This is a genomic window from Rosenbergiella metrosideri (assembly GCF_022602565.1).
GTDB lineage: Bacteria > Pseudomonadota > Gammaproteobacteria > Enterobacterales > Enterobacteriaceae > Rosenbergiella > Rosenbergiella metrosideri.
Genome location: NZ_JALBCV010000002.1, coordinates 208,890 through 229,058 on the forward strand (window position 1 = coordinate 208,890; position 20,169 = coordinate 229,058).

General features: G+C 47.9%; 19 protein-coding genes. 14 read left to right on the plus strand and 5 right to left on the minus strand.

Translation table 11 applies throughout. The features are described 5' to 3' along the window. Positions 1–32: 32 nt before the first annotated feature. From fur to ybfF, 4 genes are all read right to left on the minus strand, one after another. Positions 33–479, minus strand: coding sequence for a ferric iron uptake transcriptional regulator (gene fur, locus MKR94_RS03530; protein ID WP_048911775.1), 447 nt, complete (start codon positions 477–479; stop codon positions 33–35). 98 nt (positions 480–577) lie between these two features. Then, positions 578–1,108: a flavodoxin FldA gene (fldA, locus tag MKR94_RS03535; protein ID WP_241645470.1), complete on the minus strand. Its 531-nt coding sequence runs from the start codon at positions 1,106–1,108 to the stop codon at positions 578–580. Positions 1,109–1,228: 120 nt separating this feature from the next. Then, a complete protein-coding gene (gene ybfE / locus MKR94_RS03540) occupies positions 1,229–1,510 on the minus strand; it encodes a LexA regulated protein (protein ID WP_099825583.1) in 282 nt (93 codons plus the stop codon). Positions 1,511–1,657: 147 nt separating this feature from the next. Next, the gene (gene ybfF / locus MKR94_RS03545; protein ID WP_241645471.1) at positions 1,658–2,428 is read right to left on the minus strand and encodes an esterase; all 771 of its coding nucleotides are present in this window, start codon (positions 2,426–2,428) and stop codon (positions 1,658–1,660) included. A 222-nt stretch (positions 2,429–2,650) separates the two neighbouring features. On the opposite strand from ybfF, the gene seqA reads away from it, so the two are divergent. The 8 genes from seqA to aroE all read left to right on the plus strand — a co-directional run bounded on the left by seqA (position 2,651) and on the right by aroE (position 10,749). Beyond that, positions 2,651–3,193, plus strand: a complete 543-nt coding sequence (seqA, locus tag MKR94_RS03550) for a replication initiation negative regulator SeqA (protein WP_241645472.1) — start codon at positions 2,651–2,653, stop codon at positions 3,191–3,193. A gap of 28 nt (positions 3,194–3,221) precedes the next feature. Further along, complete coding sequence (gene pgm, locus MKR94_RS03555) at positions 3,222–4,862, plus strand: phosphoglucomutase (alpha-D-glucose-1,6-bisphosphate-dependent) (RefSeq protein WP_241645473.1); 1,641 nt, start codon at positions 3,222–3,224, stop codon at positions 4,860–4,862. A gap of 122 nt (positions 4,863–4,984) precedes the next feature. Further along, on the plus strand, positions 4,985–5,806 hold the full coding sequence (locus tag MKR94_RS03560; RefSeq protein WP_241645474.1) for a YbgA family protein: 822 nt from the start codon (positions 4,985–4,987) through the stop codon (positions 5,804–5,806). Between the two features lie 10 nt (positions 5,807–5,816). Beyond that, positions 5,817–7,250 carry a deoxyribodipyrimidine photo-lyase gene (gene phrB / locus MKR94_RS03565; RefSeq protein WP_241645475.1) on the plus strand — a complete coding sequence of 478 codons (1,434 nt, stop codon included), beginning with the start codon at positions 5,817–5,819 and terminating at the stop codon, positions 7,248–7,250. Between the two features lie 21 nt (positions 7,251–7,271). After that, the gene (locus MKR94_RS03570) at positions 7,272–8,015 is read left to right on the plus strand and encodes a type 2 GTP cyclohydrolase I (protein WP_241645476.1); all 744 of its coding nucleotides are present in this window, start codon (positions 7,272–7,274) and stop codon (positions 8,013–8,015) included. Positions 8,016–8,133: 118 nt separating this feature from the next. After that, positions 8,134–8,790, plus strand: a complete 657-nt coding sequence (pxpB, locus tag MKR94_RS03575) for a 5-oxoprolinase subunit PxpB (protein ID WP_241645477.1) — start codon at positions 8,134–8,136, stop codon at positions 8,788–8,790. Beyond that, positions 8,784–9,716 (plus strand): 5-oxoprolinase subunit C family protein, encoded by a 933-nt coding sequence (locus MKR94_RS03580; protein ID WP_241645478.1) that lies wholly within the window; start codon positions 8,784–8,786, stop codon positions 9,714–9,716. The genes pxpB and MKR94_RS03580 overlap by 7 nt, the downstream gene beginning before the upstream one ends. 175 nt (positions 9,717–9,891) lie before the next feature. Continuing rightward, positions 9,892–10,749, plus strand: coding sequence for a shikimate dehydrogenase (gene aroE / locus MKR94_RS03585; RefSeq protein ID WP_241645479.1), 858 nt, complete (start codon positions 9,892–9,894; stop codon positions 10,747–10,749). 43 nt (positions 10,750–10,792) lie between these two features. On the opposite strand, the gene MKR94_RS03590 is transcribed toward aroE, so the two are convergent. Then, entirely contained in the window at positions 10,793–12,073 is a 1,281-nt protein-coding gene (locus MKR94_RS03590) for a citrate synthase (protein WP_241645480.1), read from the minus strand. Positions 12,074–12,683: 610 nt separating this feature from the next. Between MKR94_RS03590 and sdhC the strand changes: the two genes are divergently transcribed. The 6 genes from sdhC (at position 12,684) to odhB (ending at position 20,168) form a co-directional block, all read left to right on the plus strand. Next, entirely contained in the window at positions 12,684–13,073 is a 390-nt protein-coding gene (sdhC, locus tag MKR94_RS03595) for a succinate dehydrogenase cytochrome b556 subunit (RefSeq protein ID WP_241645481.1), read from the plus strand. Continuing rightward, positions 13,067–13,414, plus strand: a complete 348-nt coding sequence (sdhD, locus tag MKR94_RS03600) for a succinate dehydrogenase membrane anchor subunit (RefSeq protein WP_048911794.1) — start codon at positions 13,067–13,069, stop codon at positions 13,412–13,414. The genes sdhC and sdhD overlap by 7 nt, the downstream gene beginning before the upstream one ends. Next, positions 13,414–15,180: a succinate dehydrogenase flavoprotein subunit gene (gene sdhA / locus MKR94_RS03605; RefSeq protein WP_241645482.1), complete on the plus strand. Its 1,767-nt coding sequence runs from the start codon at positions 13,414–13,416 to the stop codon at positions 15,178–15,180. Before sdhD ends, sdhA begins: the two co-directional genes overlap by 1 nt. 15 nt (positions 15,181–15,195) lie before the next feature. After that, complete coding sequence (locus MKR94_RS03610) at positions 15,196–15,909, plus strand: succinate dehydrogenase iron-sulfur subunit (protein WP_241645483.1); 714 nt, start codon at positions 15,196–15,198, stop codon at positions 15,907–15,909. Between the two features lie 215 nt (positions 15,910–16,124). Further along, the gene (sucA, locus tag MKR94_RS03615) at positions 16,125–18,935 is read left to right on the plus strand and encodes a 2-oxoglutarate dehydrogenase E1 component (RefSeq protein WP_241645484.1); all 2,811 of its coding nucleotides are present in this window, start codon (positions 16,125–16,127) and stop codon (positions 18,933–18,935) included. Between the two features lie 15 nt (positions 18,936–18,950). Further along, the gene (gene odhB, locus MKR94_RS03620; protein ID WP_241645485.1) at positions 18,951–20,168 is read left to right on the plus strand and encodes a 2-oxoglutarate dehydrogenase complex dihydrolipoyllysine-residue succinyltransferase; all 1,218 of its coding nucleotides are present in this window, start codon (positions 18,951–18,953) and stop codon (positions 20,166–20,168) included. Position 20,169: the final 1 nt, after the last annotated feature.

Sequence of the window (20,169 nt, forward strand, 5' to 3'; positions counted from 1 at the left end):
CCACGTTATCGTGGGTTTTTAAATTCGTTAACTCAACGCTCTTCGTGTAGCGTATCGTCTTTACGACAATCGCCATCGGTACAGTGACCGTAAAGATATAAACTATGGTTAGTTAATTTAATACCAAAGCGCTTGGCAATATCGCGTTGACGAGTCTCAATAAATTCGTCTGAAAACTCAATGACACGACCACAGTCTAAGCAGATCAGATGATCATGATGCTGCTGCTGGGTCAATTCGAAAACTGATTTACCACCTTCGAAATTATGGCGGGTAACGATGCCTGCATCGTCAAATTGGTTTAGTACACGATAAACGGTCGCTAAGCCAATCTCTTCACCCATATCAATAAGCCGCTTATACAAATCTTCCGCACTGACGTGGTGACATTCTGGTTCTTGAAGCACTTCCAAAATTTTTAATCTTGGCAGCGTGACCTTCAGACCAGCTTTTTTCAGTGCAGAGTTGTTATCAGTCATGCAGTATTGTCCTGTTACTTTATTAAAAGGGACATTGAGCAGCCCCTCTTATATTTAAATTCGCCTAATACACTAACACAATCGGTAGAAAAACCCCATCAAGCATTAAGGATTTCTTTTAACTGCATCTCATCAGAAATCTGCTGCACCCAGCGGGTGACACGTTCATTGGTTAATTCAGGTTGGCGGTCTTCATCGATCGCTAAGCCCAAGAAGTGTTTATCATCCGCAAGCCCTTTAGACTCTTCGAAATGATAACCCTCGGTTGGCCAATGTCCAACAATGACCGCGCCTTTAGGCTCAATAATGTCGCGAAGGGTGCCTAAGGCATCACAAAAATATTCTGAATAATCTTCTTGGTCACCACAACCGAATAAGGCAACTAATTTACCCGCAAAATCAATTTCTTCTAGTGTTGGGAAGAAATCGTCCCAATCGCACTGAGCTTCACCGTAATACCAAGTAGGGATACCGAGCAGCAGGATATCATAAGCTTCTAAGTCCTCTTTGGCACATTTTGCAATATCGTGAACATCAGCAACATCTTTTCCGAGCTGCTTCTGGATCATTTTTGAGATATTTTCAGTATTGCCGGTATCACTACCGAAAAAGATGCCTACGATTGCCATGGGGAGCTTTACCTCTTGAATCTGTGTTCTATATAGGGTGAATAATGATAGCGACGATGATAACAGACCTGAAAATCTTGCGGAACTTGTAAAGTCTACAGATTTATCCGTGAGTGCGAATTAACCCCGGCTTAATGCGAGTTGGGAAGCGATCATCGTCTCGATTAATTCACTTCGGCTCATATTATGTTGGTCTGCTAACGTGTTCAGCGCTTCGACAATTTCACTGGGCATTTTCAGTTCAACACGCTGTAAGCCTTTGTCTTTATCCCGTCTTAACTGATTGCGTTTATTAATACGTAACTGCTCATCGCGTGTCAAAGGACTTGTCTTAGGGCGGCCGGGTCGGCGCTCTTCGGCAAACAAGTCTAGGGTTGTTCGATCAGTGTGTTCTTTTGCCATGATGAGAAAATGAGTACCTGCAGAACGTCTTAGGATTAAGCCTTTGCTGCATCATGAAATAGGTCGTTGATGCCTGCTAAAAATGAGCGCGCAATGATACTCTACCGTATCGCACAGCGCCATCGAAAATCGAGGCTTAATGGCTTTTTATCCGCTAATTGATAAAAAACGTTGCACTACGCGTTGGACTGTTTGGGGTTTTTCGGCATGCACCCAATGTCCCGCCCCAGCGATAACATAGGCTTTTGCTTGCGGAAATTGCGCAATCAGTGGTGCTTGATAGCACTCATCAAGATAGGCCGAGTTTTTCCCTCGAATAAAGAGCACGGGGCCATTCCAAGCAGGAAGTGTTTCCCAGCCAGAAATTGTGGCGTAATGATTCCAAAGCGTCGGAATTGCAAAACGCCATTCACCATGATGAAACGATTTTAAAAGAAACTGAACAACATCAGGTTCATCAAGGGTGCGCTCCATAATGCTTTTTGCGGCGGAGCGCTCCGTTACCCTGGCCTGGGTCACAGCATTCATTGCCGCAAACATACTGTCGTGGCGACGGATTGCGTAATTGACCGGAGCAATATCAATAATGATAAGTTGCTTAATGCGTGAGGGGCAGAGGGCTGTCATCGCCATCGCAATTTTTCCGCCCATGGAGTGCCCTATCACAATCACCTCGGTAAGCCGATGGGCGTCGAGGGTGTCAAACATATCCTGTGCCATTGACGCATAATCCATTTGCTCGCTACGCGGTGATAACCCATGGTTGCGTACATCGACCTGCAGCACGGTATGGGTTTGACGAAGTTCCCGCGCTAAGATCCCAAGATTATCTAAACTACCAAATAAGCCATGAATAAGAAGGATTGTAGGGTGTTTGGTGGCAAATTGTGCAGAATGCAGGCGGTTATTTAAAATCATCGTTAAAGATCTTACTGTTAATAGGGTAAGTTAAGGTATCATGAAATTGACCTTTAAGCTTATTTAGCGAATGCTTAAGGCATTATCTGAGTTTTGGCGCAGAACAGTTAAAAGTTGTTGGTCAACGCCAGTTTGAATTTATAATCACATCGACTTAACGCTTATGAATTGTTTATCTCATTCGACTAGCTTGAGTCTCAAATTTTTTTTGCACGGACTACAATGAAAACGATTGAAATAGATGACGACCTTTATCGCTTTATCGCCAGCCACACACAGCATATCGGCGAAAGCGCGTCTGAGATTTTACGCAGAATGTTAAAAGTCACTGACCAAGCAATGCAGGAGGCAGACTCCGCAGCTATTGCTCCTGAGACATTACTAAAGGCAAAAGCGTCAAATGATAAGAAGCCTGCCGATCGTGTTCGTGCCGTGCGTGAACTATTACTTTCCGACGAGTACGCTGAGCAAAAGCGTGCCGTCAATCGGTTTATGTTAATCCTTTCCACACTTTATCAGCTGGATGCCGAGGCATTTTCTCAAGCAACACAATCCATGCAAGGGCGGACACGTCTCTATTTTGCCGGTGATGAATTAACGTTATTACAAAGTGGTAACCACACCAAGCCTAAGCATATTTCTGGCACGCCTTATTGGGTTATCACTAATACTAACACTGGACGTAAGTGCAGTATGGTTGAACATATTATGCAAACTATGAAGTTACCGCAGGAATTGACAGACAAGGTTTGCGGAACGCTCTAATATTATAACTTGTACCGGAGAAGGACTGATGGCAACTCACCCTAGAGCAGGGCAACCCGCTGGGCAAAACGATTTAATCAACGTGGCACAGTTAACGGCACAATATTATGTATTGACGCCGGATCTAGCTAATGCGGAACACGCGGTAAAATTTGGAACCTCTGGGCATCGTGGCAGCGCGGTACGTCAGAGCTTCAACGAAGCCCACATCTTAGCTATCGCCCAAGCTATTGCTGAAGAGCGTCAAAAGCAAGGGATCACCGGTCCTTGCTACGTGGGTAAAGATACCCATGCGTTGTCAGAGCCAGCCATGATTTCGGTACTTGAGGTCCTTCTCGCAAATGGCGTTGAAGTGATTGTTCAGAGTGATAATGGCTACACGCCAACACCCGCTATCTCTAATGCTATCTTAGAGCACAATAAAAAATCGGGTCCTCAGGCGGATGGCATTGTCATCACTCCGTCACATAATCCGCCAGAAGACGGTGGTATTAAATATAATCCACCTAACGGTGGGCCCGCAGATACTAACATTACTAAAGTCGTTGAAGACCGTGCGAATGCTTTAATTCAACAAGGATTAGAAGGTGTTAATCGCCTTTCGGTTACAGAGGTTAAGGCAAGCCCTCTATTAAAACAGATCGATCTGATCCAACCTTATGTGGAAGGCCTTGCAGAAGTTATCGATTTTGCCGCCATCAAGAAAGCCGGTCTGCATTTGGGTGTCGATCCTCTCGGTGGCAGTGGTATTGAATATTGGAAACGTATTGCTGAGCACTACCAGCTGGATATTACCTTAGTCAACGATCACGTTGATCAGACCTTCCGCTTTATGCATCTTGATAAAGATGGCGCGGTACGAATGGACTGCTCTTCTGAGTGCGCGATGGCCGGATTATTAGCGTATCGCGAGCAATTTGATTTAGCGTTTGGTAATGATCCGGATTATGACCGTCATGGTATCGTCACCCCTGCGGGACTGATGAACCCTAACCATTATCTTGCGGTGGCGATTAACTATTTGTTCCAACATCGTCCACAGTGGGGACAAGAGGTTGCCGTAGGGAAAACCTTAGTCTCAAGCGCGATGATTGACCGTGTTGTGAAGAGTATTGGTCGTAAACTTATTGAAGTGCCTGTTGGCTTTAAATGGTTTGTGGACGGACTTTACGAGGGAACGCTTGGCTTCGGCGGTGAAGAGAGTGCCGGCGCATCGTTCTTACGTTTTGATGGTACGCCTTGGTCTACGGATAAAGATGGCATCATCATGTGTTTGCTGGCGGCTGAAATTACCGCAGTGACCGGTAAAAATCCACAGCAACATTACGATGAACTGGCTGAACAATTTGGTTCACCCAGTTATAACCGCCTGCAAGCGGCAGCTAGCTCAGCTCAGAAAAATGCACTTTCCAAGCTTTCTCCGGAAATGGTGAGTGCGGATACCCTGGCTGGAGATCCGATTATTGCTCGACTGACCCGTGCACCGGGTAATGATGCTGCAATCGGTGGTTTAAAAGTGATGACCGAGAATGGTTGGTTTGCGGCGCGTCCTTCTGGAACAGAAGACGCTTATAAGATCTACTGTGAAAGTTTCCTCGGGGCGGAACATCGTCAGCGGATTGAAAAAGAAGCGGTAGAGATCGTCAGCGAAGTGCTGAAAAACGCGTAATAGTAGTCTGATAAATAGGGCGCCTAAATGGCGCCTTTTTCATTTGTTAGCTACACTTCTCGGATGTTGATGACTGCTTAAGGGCAAACCTTTAGCCTGTTGCTTGAAAAGGATGACAATGAATGAAGCTCACACTTGCCAGATTTTACTGGCCTGCCGATGCCATAGTTGATCCCCTTAATTTTCCAGCTGTTTTTCAGAGCGAAGCGGGGCCAGTGAGCATCTCTATCATTGATATCCCTCTGACTCATAAAAGTATCGATGAACTCCTTACACCACCTTTTCATTTGGAAAAATGGTTTCATGGACAAGGATTGTTCTTGGATACGCTTTGTGGGGTAATTATTGATAACTACTATCCCCCGGATCATCCCGATAGTTCCAAAATCGGCAGGGTTTTTAGCTTACTGTCTGAAGAGCTAGATGTCGTACCCGTGATCAATAAAAATGATCTCGCTGATGCAGCACAATGGGAGCACTTTGTGGAGCAGATGAGCGTCTTGCACGAGTTTAATCAGTTACTCGGCGAAGCCCTGTCGACGCACAAAATCATCGAATTTCATACCCGCTACAAAATGCAATTCTTGGCCCACTCACAGCCTGCTTATCGGCAGCTGGGTCCTCTCGTCGCTAATATAAAGCATGAATCCTCTTTATATGAGTTCGCACACCAATATCGTCAGCATTTTATGCGGCTATTGCGCTACCCCGCGACCGTACAGAATCATACCAATGTGGTGATGCACCTACAGGGGTACTTTCGTAAAAAAGTCGACGATGAGGCACGTCAACAACTTACCACGCTTATCCATCAATACCGCTTGGGCGAAATCTCCTTAAGTGAGGTAAAGACCACGCTACGGCGCTTGCAAGCTGTTGCTCCGCATGGGTGGTTAGCGCAGCAACGTTATCTTTACCCTTGGTTTACTGAATACGATCTATAGGTAGAATACTATGTCGCAGCAACATCTAGTTTGGTTTCGTCATGATTTACGTTTAAGGGATAACCCTGCGCTTTCGGCCGCTTGTATGGATAACGAGGCTGAAGTTATTGCGCTGTGGTGTGTCACCCCGGAGCAGTGGAAACGGCATAACGTTTCAGCGCGGCAGCTGAACTATCAATATGATGCTTTGGTGACTCTCCAACAGGATTTGCAGGAGATAGGCATCCCGTTGTTGATTATCAACACCCCCACCTATCAAACGCTTGAAAAAGAGTTCATGCAATTATGTGAAAAGTATAAGATTGATAAGGTATTCTATAACTATCAATACGAAGTGAACGAGCGTAACCGCGATAAGCACATTGAAGCGCTCTGTCACCAACAGGATATCGTGTGCCAAGGGTTTACGGATTCGACGCTCTTCTCCCCGGGATCGGTATTGACGGGCCAAGGGAAGATGTATCATGTATTCACGCCGTTTTCCCGCGCGGTACAGAAAAAGCTGAGTAGCGAAGGGATAGAGTGCAGCGCTTTACCTCATCAACGTAAACATCCGTCACCTGTAAAAACCTCAACGGTACCCGATTTTTCGACCAAAGCCGGCGAATACGATAAGAAAAGATTTCCCGTGGGTCATGATGCCGCGTTAACAAGGCTGCGCGAGTTCTCGAAAAATACCGTTGAAGGCTATGCTGAACAGCGTGATTTGCCTGCCGAAGATGATACAAGTCGTCTATCCGCGGCGTTAGCCATTGGACTCGTCTCGGCGAAGCAGTGTGTGAAACGAATCCTCGCTGACCATCCTCATGCCTTAGAACAGGCGGGTGGGGCGGCGACTTGGTTGAACGAATTGATTTGGCGAGACTTCTATCGTCATCTTTTAGTCGCCGAACCTCAGCTTTGTCGCTATCAACCCTTCCAAACCTGGACCGACCATATTCACTGGCAAAATAATAAAAAGCATTTTACTGCCTGGTGCGAAGGGAAGACCGGCTTTCCCATTGTTGATGCGGGGATGCGTCAGCTTAATCAAACTGGCTGGATGCATAACCGTTTACGAATGGTGTGTGCGAGCTTCTTAGTGAAAGATTTATTGATCGATTGGCGTTGGGGGGAGCGATACTTCTCTGAACAACTTATTGACGGTGACTTAGCAGCCAATAATGGTGGCTGGCAATGGGCGGCCTCTACAGGGACTGATGCAGCGCCGTACTTTAGAATTTTTAACCCCACTCGCCAAGGTGAGCGTTTCGATCCAAAAGGTGCATTTATTCGCCAATGGCTTCCTGAACTCAAGGATGTCCCCGAAAAAAATATTCATGAACCTTGGTTATGGGCAGATAAACAGGATAAGAAGCTTGATTACTCCCGACCAATTGTGGAACATCGGCGGGCTCGGGAAGCGACTCTGCAGGCATTTGAGCAGGCGCGAAAACATCGATAATCGTTAGAGTTAGGACAAGCTATGAAAAACACGCTCTTAGAACAGCATATTGACCGTTACTTAAACAGTTCTCAATTCAAAGACTACGCGCCGAATGGCTTGCAGGTAGAGGGACGTGAGACGGTACAAAAAATTGTGACGGGAGTGACTGCTTGCCAAGCGTTGCTGGACCGAGCGGTGGAAGTCGATGCCGACGCGATTATTGTTCACCATGGCTACTTTTGGAAAAATGAGCCAGTGGTGATTAAAAATATGAAGCGTCAGCGGCTTAAGACGCTGTTGACCAATGATATTAACCTCTATGGATGGCATTTACCCTTAGATGCTCACCCCGAAGTGGGTAATAACGTACAGCTGGCAAAACTCCTGGATATCACGGTAAGCGGAGAAATTGATACGTACCTCCTTGAAGGTCACTTTGAGCAGCCGATCAGTGCCGAGCAACTGTCGCAACGGTTAGCTGAGCGGTTGCAACGTCATCCACTTTATTGTGGGCCTGATAAGAAAGGCATGATCAAGCGGGTTGCCTGGTGTACGGGTGGCGCACCAGATTTTATTGAACAAGCGGCCGATGCCGGCGTCGATGCCTTCATTACGGGCGAGGTTTCAGAAAGAACGACCCATATCGCCCGCGAACGCGGGATTCACTTCTTCAGCGCCGGACACCACGCGACCGAGCGGGGAGGAATACAGGCCTTAGGGGAGTGGTTGACGCGTACACATGGCCTCGATGTCATCTTTTTAGATATTGATAATCCAGTATAAATAACCTGTTCAATAGTGACCCAAAACGAGCCTGTAATCCCTTACCGCCATCTCGAATAACTGATAAGGTAATCTAACGTTTCATAGACCCATCGTGTTCACCACTAGGGAGTGAGCTTTGTCAGAGATGCGTTATTACATGTTCGGTGAAAGCACATTGGTGATTGAATCACGTCCTCCTGTGTCGCTTACGGTTCAACAGCGTATTTGGGGATTGGCTCAGCAGCTTGTTCATGAACCGGGGGTGGCAGAAGTTATTCCCGGAATGAATAACCTGACTATTCGATTACAGGCTATCCCTCCCTCACAACAGGAGGCGGTCTCCCAGCTCGAAGCATGGTGGCATGCCGCGGAATCTTTCATCCCAGCGTCGAGAAATATCGATATACCCGTTATCTACGGTAAAACGGCAGGGCCAGACTTGAGTTCGCTCGCGGAGACGGTAGGCCTAACCCCCAAGCAGGTTGTTGAGGCTCACAGTGCGGAATGCTATACCGTATTTTTTATTGGCTTCCAACCGGGCTTTCCTTATCTCTCTGGATTATCACCGCGCTTAGCCTGCCCACGTCACAAAACACCCCGCCTCTCTGTTCCCGCTGGCAGTGTTGGTATTGCGGGCAGCCAAACCGGTATTTATCCGTTAACCTCGCCGGGAGGATGGCAAATTATTGGCCAGACCTCATCCCTATTATTTGATGAGACTCGCGAAGCCCCATTCTTATTACGCCCCGGCGATACCGTACGTTTTATCCCGCATAAGGATGGACTATGCTGACAGTAGTGAAAGCAGGCTTAGCCAGCTCCCTGCAAGACGGTGGGCGCTTGGGATTTGCGCAATATGGCGTCGGTCGTGGTGGGGCATTGGATCGGCCCGCTATGCAAACAGCCAACATGCTGGTAGGTAATGATAAAAATCAAGCAGTAATCGAGATTACCCAAGGCAACGCGATATTCCGTTTCGAACAATCGTGCTGGTTCGCCCTAACCGGAGCAGACTGCCAGAGCCTGTTGGCAGGGAAGAGTATAGCGACCGGCTGGCGATACTTTGCACAAGCCGGACAGACATTACAGCTGCAATCACCGTTGAGAGGAATGCGTAGTTATCTGGCAGTCAGTGGCGGTTTTGATATTCCTCCTGTGATGGGATCACAAAGTACCGATCTCATGGCAAGGTTTGGGGGCTTCAATGGCTGCTTTCTGCAAAACGGCGATAGCTTACCTTTAGGCCCAGCTTCAAGGCAGTTTGAGCGCTCGGTAGGGGTGAGACAGCTTCTCTGGGGAAACCGAGTGCGAGTCATCCCTGGCCCCGAGTTTACGCAGCTCACTGCGGAATCTCAGCAAGCCCTGTGGCGTACCGGCTGGACATTGACCCCACAAAGTAACCGTATGGGGCATCGACTACAGGGTAGAGTATTAAAATTCTCATATCGGGAAGAGCTATTATCTCACGGTGTTTTGCCGGGAACCCTTCAACTTCCTCCCAGTGGACAGCCTGTAATTTTACTCGCCGATGCGCAAACCACGGGTGGGTATGCGCGAATAGGCCAAGTGATTGAATGCGACCTGTATCATCTGGCGCAATTACGTCCGCGAGAGCCGCTCCATTTCATCTATTGTACCTTGGCGCAAGCGCGTGAAGCGACGCTTGCTCAGCAGCAGGTATTGGATATGATCGAGTGGGGCGTGACTCGACAGTCGTGAGCATTACTGATTGATTTAGGTAAAATTTTTTTACGTTTTTTCAGCGTGAATCGCAAGCAGTCTCAAGCTGGAGGCTGTTTATGTTGCCGCAGATTGACTACACTCATTTAAAGACTTTGCAAAAGCCGCACCAAAAAGGTATCGGTTCCATTCTCAAATTGACAAGGAGTTTCACGTGGCAAAAAACATCAACTTCCTGAGTGACCTGACCGGATCGTTTTCTTCACCTTGCAGCGAAAACCCTACTGTTCGCATGATCGAGGCGGGCTATCAGAAAGAAGGCATGAACGCGCGCTTCATTACCTGCGAAGTCGGGCCAGAGAAGTTAGAGCAATCAATTAAAGGTGCAATTGCCATGGGGTGGAAAGGCTTTAGCTGCTCACTGCCCAACAAGCAAGAAGTGATTCAATATCTCGATGAGTTGGACACCTCCGCGAAAGTGATAGGTGCGGTGAACTGTGTCGTGATCAAAGAGGGCAAGCTCACAGGTTATAACACTGACGGTCAAGGCTTTATCGAAGCACTGAGCGATATCACCTCGGTAAAAGGTAAGCATATTACGCTGCTCGGTGCAGGCGGTGCAGCGCGCGCGATTGCCGTTGAAGCCGCCTTAGCAGGGGCTAAGCACATCACGCTGATCAACCGTAATGAAGAGCGCGGCCAAGATTTAGTTAAGCTGATTGAAGAGAATACGGAAGCTAAGGCATCTTTCACTAAATGGACTAAGCAAGTGGCTATTGATAGCCAAACCGAGATTCTGGTTAATGCCACCTCAATCGGTCTGAATGATGCCGATGCCATCCCTGATATCGATCTCGCTTCAATCGAAAAAGCGATGATTGTGGCCGATGTTATTCCTAATCCTCCGGAGACAAAATTACTACGCGAGGCGGCTAAGAAGGGATGCACCACCCTCAATGGGTTGAATATGCTAGTCAATCAAGGGGCACAGAACGTCTACAACTGGTTTGGTAAGAAAGTGGATCGTGCGCCGATGAAGGCGTCATTAGAAGAGATTTTTAACGCGAAGTAAGTAAAAAAGGAGAGCAAGGCTCTCCCTTTTTAGTCATCAAGGCCTAGCGCTTGGATTCAAATTTACGCTCGGTATAACCGGTATAGAGTTGACGTGGACGAGCGATCTTCATTCCCTCTTCGTGCATCTCGATCCAGTGGGAGATCCAGCCGACAGTGCGTGCCATAGCAAAGATTACGGTAAACATCGAGGTAGGAATACCCATCGCTTTTAAGATCAAGCCTGAGTAGAAATCGACATTAGGGTAGAGCTTGCGCTCGATGAAGTAAGGGTCGTTTAATGCAATATGTTCAAGTTGCATAGCCACTTCCAGGAGATCATCTTTCATCCCTAATTCTTCTAACACTTCATGACAGGTTTCACGCATCACCGTGGCACGTGGGTCATAATTTTTATAAACCCGGTGACCGAAGCCCATTAGACGGAACGAGTCATTTTTATCTTTCGCGCGGCGGACAAATTCTGGAATATGCTCAACACTACTGATCTCTTCGAGCATATGTAATGTTGCTTCGTTAGCGCCACCGTGTGCAGGTCCCCACAATGAAGCAATACCCGCTGCGATACAGGCAAATGGGTTGGCGCCGGAAGAACCTGCCGTTCTCACGGTTGACGTTGACGCATTTTGTTCATGATCGGCGTGCAGAATAAGAATACGGTCCATCGCACGTTCTAGTACTGGGTTAATTTTGTACTCTTCGCACGGCGTCGCAAACATCATATGCAGGAAGTTTCCGGCATAAGAGAGGTCATTACGTGGGTAAATGAAGGGCTGACCGATGGAGTATTTGTAACACATCGCCGCGACGGTGGGCATCTTCGATAGGAGCCGGAAAGCGGCAATTTCACGATGACGAGGATTATTAACGTCCATTGAATCATGATAGAAGGCGGCGAGTGCGCCAGTAACGCCACACATAACGGCCATCGGGTGTGAGTCGCGGCGAAAACCGTGGAATAAGCGAGTGATCTGCTCGTGGATCATGGTGTGACGCGTCACTTGCGTTTTAAACTGTTGATACTGTTCTGCTGTCGGGACTTCTCCGTTTAACAGAATGTAGCAAACCTCAAGGTAATCAGATTTCGTGGCTAATTCAGCGATCGGAAATCCGCGATGCAGCAGAATACCTTCTTCACCGTCGATATAGGTGATTTTGGATTCGCAAGACGCTGTAGAAGTGAAGCCAGGGTCAAAAGTATAAACGCCATGAGAACCTAACGCGCGCACATCGACAACATCTTGGCCTAATGTTCCTTTAAGTACATTCAGGTCGACGGCTGACTCATTTGAGTCGAGCGTAAGTGTCACCTTTTTATCTGTCATTTACTGCCTCCAAAAAGAACGATTGGAACGATATCCAAATACTGATTCGCGAATTTGTTAAAATTATGTCATCAATTTATATCAAAATTGAGTCAAGCAGTATAGCGCTCTATCCGCGATGACGTGGTGGAGAATCGTACAGTTAGATGAGTCATCCAAAAGATACCGTTGTTTTAAAATAATTTTAGTCACTATGTCACAGCCTGAAACTTTCGTAAAAAAAATAAATTTTGTGATTTAGGAGAATATTTCATAATCTATAGTTATCAAGTAATCGAAAAACTATAACATTTAGTGATAGATTGCTTTATTGTTTCTAAATGTAAAATAAAGCCATTATCTGCGTCAAATCAGTGGATTAGCGATAAATAAATGTCAGTAACAGTGAGTTAGATCACTGATTTGTTTCAATTTACACAAAGAAATTGTAGAGCAATTGTAATAAGATTGTGATCTCTCTATAATCCCTACTAGGTCTCCGGATTTACCTGTTTCAGGAGGCACCCAGCGTTTTTTTTCGTCTAACACTGGATGTGACTGTTCTGTAAGTGAGCTTCACCAGAAGTTGGCAAGCAGCAGGGCCGGAGGAGACATAATAAAAAAGAGCTGTGTGGGCAAAACCGTGAATAAACAAAGACCTGTCAACTTGGATCTCTCGACGATCCGGTTTCCCGTTACTGCAATAGCATCCATTCTCCACCGTGTATCTGGCGTGATTACGTTTGTTGCGTTGGGAATTTTACTGTGGCTGCTAGGGCTCTCTCTCTCATCTCCAGAAGGTTTTAACCAAGCTGCTGCCATCATGGGAAGTTTCTTCGTGAAATTTATTCTCTGGGCAATCTTAACAGCGCTGGCTTACCACATTGTCGGGGGAATCCGCCATCTACTCGCGGACTTTGGCTTTATGGAAGAAACCTTGGTGGCAGGTAAACGGAGTGCTATGGCCTCCTTTATCATTGCGGCCATACTGTCGATTTTAGCGGGGGTTCTCGTATGGTAAACAATGTTTCCGCACTCGGAAGAAATGGTGTGCATGATTGGTTATTATTGCGCGCCGCCGCGATTCTTATTGCACTCTATGTTGTGTATATCCTGGGCTTTTTTGTTGTCAGTGGCCCGCTAACCTATGATATGTGGCGCGGCTTCTTTGCCATGCCTTTCACCAAGGTATTTACGCTCCTCACCCTTTTATCGATCCTCATTCATGGTTGGATTGGTATGTGGCAGGTACTGACAGATTACGTCAAGAACCTTGCTGTCCGTCTGGTCGTGCAACTGATTATTATTATCGCATTAGCGAGCTATGCGATTTATGGCACATTTGTGGTATGGGGTGCGTAATGAAACTGCCTGTTAGAGAATTCGATGCGATTGTGATTGGTGCGGGTGGCGCGGGAATGCGTGCTGCGCTTCAAATCTCACAGTCTGGTCAAAGTTGTGCGTTATTATCAAAAGTTTTCCCGACACGTTCCCACACGGTTTCCGCGCAAGGGGGTATCACGGTTGCGCTCGGGAATACCCATGAAGATAACTGGGAATGGCATATGTACGACACCGTCAAAGGCTCCGATTATATCGGCGACCAAGACGCGATCGAATATATGTGTAAAACCGGCCCCGAAGCGATTTTAGAATTAGAACATATGGGGCTTCCGTTCTCTCGCTTGGAAGATGGGCGTGTTTATCAACGTCCGTTCGGCGGACAATCGAAGAACTTTGGTGGAGAGCAAGCGGCACGAACGGCCGCCGCCGCCGACCGTACTGGCCATGCCTTACTGCATACCCTGTATCAACAAAATTTAAAAAACCATACCACCATATTTTCTGAGTGGTACGCTTTAGATTTAGTCAAAAATGCCGATGGAGCAGTAGTAGGCTGTACGGCAATTTGTATTGAGACCGGTGAAGTCGTTTATTTCAAAGCACAAGCGACGGTACTGGCAACGGGCGGAGCAGGGCGTATCTATCAATCCACCACCAATGCGCACATTAATACCGGTGATGGGGTGGGCATGGCGTTACGCGCTGGTGTACCGGTACAAGATATGGAAATGTGGCAGTTTCACCCAACCGGCATCGCGGGCGCAGGTGTGCTAGTGACTGAAGGGTGCCGCGGCGAAGGTGGCTATCTGCTTAATAAGCATGGTGAACGTTTCATGGAACGTTACGCGCCTAATGCTAAAGACCTTGCGGGTCGTGATGTGGTCGCGCGTTCAATGATGATTGAAATTCGTGAAGGCCGGGGTTGTGATGGTCCTTGGGGCCCACATCTTAAGCTTAAACTCGATCACTTGGGTAGCGAAGTCTTGGAATCACGCTTACCAGGTATATTAGAGTTGTCTCGCACCTTTGCTCATGTGGATCCGATCAAAGAACCTATTCCGGTCATCCCAACGTGTCACTACATGATGGGCGGGATCCCGACGAAAGTGTCTGGCCAAGCCTTAACCGTCGATGAACAGGGTAACGATGTTGTCGTGCCTGGACTCTTTGCTGTTGGCGAGATTGCTTGTGTATCGGTTCATGGCGCTAACCGCTTAGGCGGTAACTCACTTCTCGACCTGGTGGTATTTGGCCGTGCAGCGGGCTTACATTTACAAGAATCTATCGCCTCGCAGGGGCAACTGCGTGAAGCGACGGAAGAAGAGATTGCGCAAGCGATGAGTCGCTATCAACGTTGGGAAAATAACCGTGAAGGCGAAGACCCAGCTGAGATCCGTAAAGCGCTTCAAACCTGTATGCAACATAACTTCTCGGTATTCCGTGAAGGTGATGCCATGGCTAAAGGCCTAGAAGAGTTAAAATCGATTCGTCAACGTCTGCAAAACGCTCGTCTTGATGACCGTTCACCTGACTTCAATACGCAGCGTATTGAATGTTTGGAGTTGGATAACCTGATGGAAACCGCCTTTGCAACGGCGGTAGCGGCAAACTATCGTACAGAAAGCCGTGGCGCGCACAGCCGTTTCGATTACCCAGAGCGGGACGATGAGAAATGGTTATGTCATAGCCTCTATCTGCCACAGAGCGAGAGTATGACCCGACGTGAGGTGAACATGCAGCCTACGCTGCGCGAAGCGTTCCCTCCTAAAGTGCGTACTTATTAAGAGGCGGAAAGACTTATGAAAATCGAATTTTCAGTATATCGCTATAACCCAGAAGTTGATGACGCTCCGCGTATGCAAGATTATACGCTGGAGGCGGAGGAAGGGCGCGACATGATGTTGTTAGACGCGCTCATTAAACTGAAAGAGCAAGATCCGACTCTCGCGTTTCGTCGTTCTTGCCGCGAAGGGGTTTGCGGCTCTGACGGCATCAACATGAACGGTAAAAATGGGCTGGCTTGCGTCACGCCGGTCTCTGCACTTTCAGGTAAGGGTAAAATTATTATCCGCCCGCTACCAGGATTACCGGTTATTCGTGACTTAGTGGTCGATATGGCGCAGTTCTACACGCAATATGAGAAGATTAAACCATTCTTACTGAACGATAATAAAAATCCACCTGCTCGTGAATTTTTACAATCTCCGGAAGATCGCGCACATCTTGATGGACTGTATGAGTGTATTCTCTGCGCCTGTTGCTCGACCTCCTGCCCGTCGTTCTGGTGGAACCCCGATAAATTTATTGGTCCAGCAGGATTACTCGCAGCTTATCGTTTTCTCATCGACAGCCGTGATACGGAGACTGAGTCGCGGTTGGATCATTTAGACGATGCTTTCAGCGTATTCCGTTGTCATAGCATTATGAACTGTGTCAATGTTTGCCCTAAAGGTCTTAACCCGACCAAGGCGATTGGACACATTAAATCCATGTTACTGAGACGTGGTGCATAGCAGTATCAAGCGGGGAGGGTGGCTCCCCGCAGTGACAAAGGTGCCTTTGGCAATTTGATACCTCCACCCGTCGAATTGCCAAAGGTTCCCTACGGGGGCAGTACTTATTGCACTCGTATCGCTGAACCGATAGAACAGAGCGGTCATCTGTTTGGGTATCTCCGTTTAACGGTGAATTATATTACGAAAAGCATAGCATTGCTTAAGGGATCACTATGCAGAATAGCGCAATGAAATCCTGGCTAGACTCATCCTGGCTGGCCGGCGCGAACCAGTCTTACATCGAGCAGTTGTATGAGGATTACCTCACCGACCCTGACTCGGTGGATAGTGTCTGGCGTGAAAGGTTCGCACAATTCCCCGCGGACGCACTAAGACCTGATCAATATCATTCCACAACGCGAGAATACTTTCGGCGGTTAGCCAAAGATGCCACGCGTTACACCACCTCGGTGAGTGACCCTGAAACCAATTCTAAACAGGTTAAGGTACTGCAGCTCATCAATGCTTTTCGTTTCCGCGGCCATCAAAAAGCGAATCTCGATCCATTAGGGTTGTGGCAGCAAGAAGATGTGCCGGATCTCGATCCTGCCTTTCACGGTTTAAGCGCTAGCGATTTTAACGAGAGCTTTAACGTTGGATCCTTTGCCTCAGGCAAAGAGACAATGAAACTCTCCGAAATTTTCGACGCATTGAAGCAGACTTACTGTGGATCAATCGGCGCAGAATACATGCATATAACCAACACTGAAGAGAAACGTTGGATTCAACAACGTATTGAATCAGTCGCGGGGCAAGCAACCTTTAGTGCAGAAGAAAAGAAAAAATTCTTAAAAGAGCTCACTGCTGCCGAAGGGATGGAAAAGTATTTAGGGGCTAAATTCCCGGGTGCTAAACGTTTCTCCCTTGAAGGTGGGGATGCGCTAATCCCAATGCTTCGTGAGATGATCCGCCATGCCGGGAAACAAGGCACGCAAGAAGTCGTGCTGGGCATGGCTCACCGTGGCCGCCTTAACGTGCTGATTAACGTTCTTGGTAAAAAAACACAAGATCTGTTCGATGAATTCGCGGGTAAACATCATGAGCACTTGGGTGCAGGCGATGTGAAGTACCATATGGGCTTCTCCTCGGATCTGGAGACAGAAGGGGGCCTAGTGCATTTAGCCTTGGCATTTAACCCTTCTCACTTAGAAATTGTTAGCCCAGTTGTCATGGGGTCGGTGCGTGCGCGACTCGACCGCTTGGATGAACCCTCTGCGATCAATAAAGTATTGCCAATTACCATCCATGGCGATGCTGCAGTTATCGGTCAAGGCGTAGTGCAAGAGACACTGAACATGTCTCAAGCACGGGGGTATATGGTCGGCGGTACCGTGCGTATCGTGATCAATAACCAAGTCGGTTTCACCACCTCAAATCCTAAAGATGCCCGCTCCACGCCATATTGTACGGATATCGGCAAGATGGTTCAGACGCCAATCTTCCACGTCAATGCCGATGATCCTGAAGCGGTTGCCTTCGTGACGCGCTTAGCCTTGGACTACCGTAATAACTTCAAGCGTGACGTCTTTATCGATCTGGTCTGTTATCGCCGCCACGGTCATAACGAAGCCGACGAACCCAGTGCAACACAGCCAGTGATGTACAAAAAAATTAAGCAGCATCCGACACCCCGTAAGATTTATGCCGATAAGTTAACCGCCGCGAATGTGGTGAGTGCGGGCGAGGTGACGGAACTGGTTAATCTCTATCGCGATGCGCTGGATGCGGGTGAGTGCGTGGTTGAAGAGTGGCGCCCAATGACGCTGAACTCTTGTACTTGGTCACCTTATTTAAATCACGAGTGGGACGAAGACTATCCTGCGACAGTCGACCAGGCTCGGCTAAAACAAATGGCGGTGAATTTAAGCCAGATCCCGGCTGAAATTGAAGCGCAGTCTCGAGTGAAGAAAATTTATAACGACCGTTATGAAATGGCGGAAGGGAATAAAGCGTTCGACTGGGGCGGTGCAGAGAACTTAGCCTATGCCACCTTGGTGGATGAAGGCATCTCGGTACGCTTATCCGGTGAAGACTCCGGGCGCGGGACCTTCTTCCATCGTCACGCGGTAATTCATAATCAAAGTAATGGCTCTACGTTCACTCCGCTTCACCACGTCCGTAAAGGTCAAGGCGTATTCAAAGTGTGGGATTCAGTATTATCTGAAGAAGCCGTACTGGCCTTCGAATACGGCTATGCGACGGCCGAGCCGCGTACTCTGACGATTTGGGAAGCACAATTTGGTGACTTCGCCAATGGCGCTCAGGTCGTGATCGACCAGTTCATCAGTTCTGGTGAGCAAAAATGGGGACGGATGTGTGGATTGGTGATGTTATTACCTCATGGCTACGAAGGCCAAGGTCCAGAACACTCATCTGCGCGTCTTGAGCGTTACCTCCAGCTCTGTGCTGACCAAAATATGCAGGTCTGTGTGCCGTCAACGCCAGCCCAGGTATACCACATGTTACGCCGTCAGGCTTTACGGGGTATGCGCCGCCCGCTGGTGGTGATGTCGCCGAAATCGCTTCTGCGCCATCCGTTAGCTATTTCGACAATGGATGAACTGGCACAAGGCGAATTTATGCCTGCCATTCCAGAAATTGATTCGTTAGATGCGCAGAAGGTAAAACGCGTCGTACTCTGCTCCGGTAAGGTCTATTACGACTTATTAGAGCAACGTCGTAAAAATGAACAAGATAACGTTGCGATTATTCGTATTGAGCAGCTATACCCGTTCCCGCACAAAGCGGTTCAACAGGCAATCAGTGCCTATAGCCACGTTACAGATTTTGTTTGGTGCCAAGAAGAGCCGTTAAACCAAGGTGCTTGGTACTGTTGCCAACATAACTTCCATGATGTCGTCCCTGCAGGGGCTAAATTACGCTACGCTGGCCGGGCGGCTTCCGCTTCTCCAGCTGTGGGATACATGTCTGTTCACCAAAAGCAGCAGCAAGAATTAGTTAATGATGCGCTGAACGTTGATTGATAAAAAGGAAAGACAATGAGTAGCTTAGAAATTTTCGTTCCCGATTTACCGGAATCTGTTGCCGATGCCACGGTTGCGACCTGGCATAAACAGCCTGGTGACAGCGTCCAGCGCGATGAAGTGCTGGTAGAAATTGAAACCGATAAAGTGATCTTAGAGGTGCCAGCAGCAGCCGACGGTATTTTAGAGGCCATTGTTGAAGCTGAAGGCGCGACAGTCGTTTCTCGTCAATTGCTGGGCCGCCTTAAAGAGGGTAATAGTGCAGGGAAAGAGAGTTCGGCTTTGCCTGCTACGGCTCAGGTCTCTACCCCAGATGCCGCACCGACTGAGGAGAGCAGTGACGAGTCCAACGACTTCTTAACGCCTGCCATTCGCCGTCTTATCGCTGAACATACCTTAGACGCGACACAGATCAAAGGTACCGGAGTCGGTGGACGCATTACGCGTGAAGATGTAGAGAAGCATCTGGCTGCGGCAAAATCAGCGCCGAAAGCAGAAGCCGCTGCGCAATCTGCCCCCGCAGCGATTTCTAATCGTAGTGAGAAACGTGTTCCTATGACACGTTTACGTAAACGTGTCGCAGAGCGTTTATTAGAAGCCAAGAACAGCACGGCGATGTTGACCACCTTTAACGAGGTCAATATGAAACCGATCATGCAAATTCGCAAACAATATGGTGAAGCGTTCGAGAAACGTCATGGCGTTCGTTTAGGTTTCATGTCTTTCTATATCAAAGCGGTAGTTGAAGCCCTTAAGCGCTACCCAGAAGTGAACGCCTCCATCGATGGCGACGACGTGGTATACCACAACTACTTTGACGTCAGCATCGCGGTGTCAACGCCACGTGGCTTAGTCACGCCTGTACTTAAAGACGTTGATGCACTAAGCATGGCGGATATTGAGAAGAAAATTAAAGAACTGGCTATCAAAGGGCGCGATGGCAAGTTGACGGTTGAGGAATTGACCGGCGGTAACTTTACCATCACCAATGGCGGGGTATTTGGGTCGCTGATGTCAACGCCAATCATCAACCCACCACAAAGCGCAATCTTAGGTATGCACGCTATCAAAGATCGTCCTATGGCGGTGAATGGACAAGTTGAAATCCTGCCTATGATGTACCTCGCACTTTCTTATGACCACCGTCTTATCGATGGCCGTGAATCAGTGGGCTACCTCGTAGCGATCAAAGACTTACTTGAAGATCCTGCACGTCTGCTGCTGGATGTCTAAT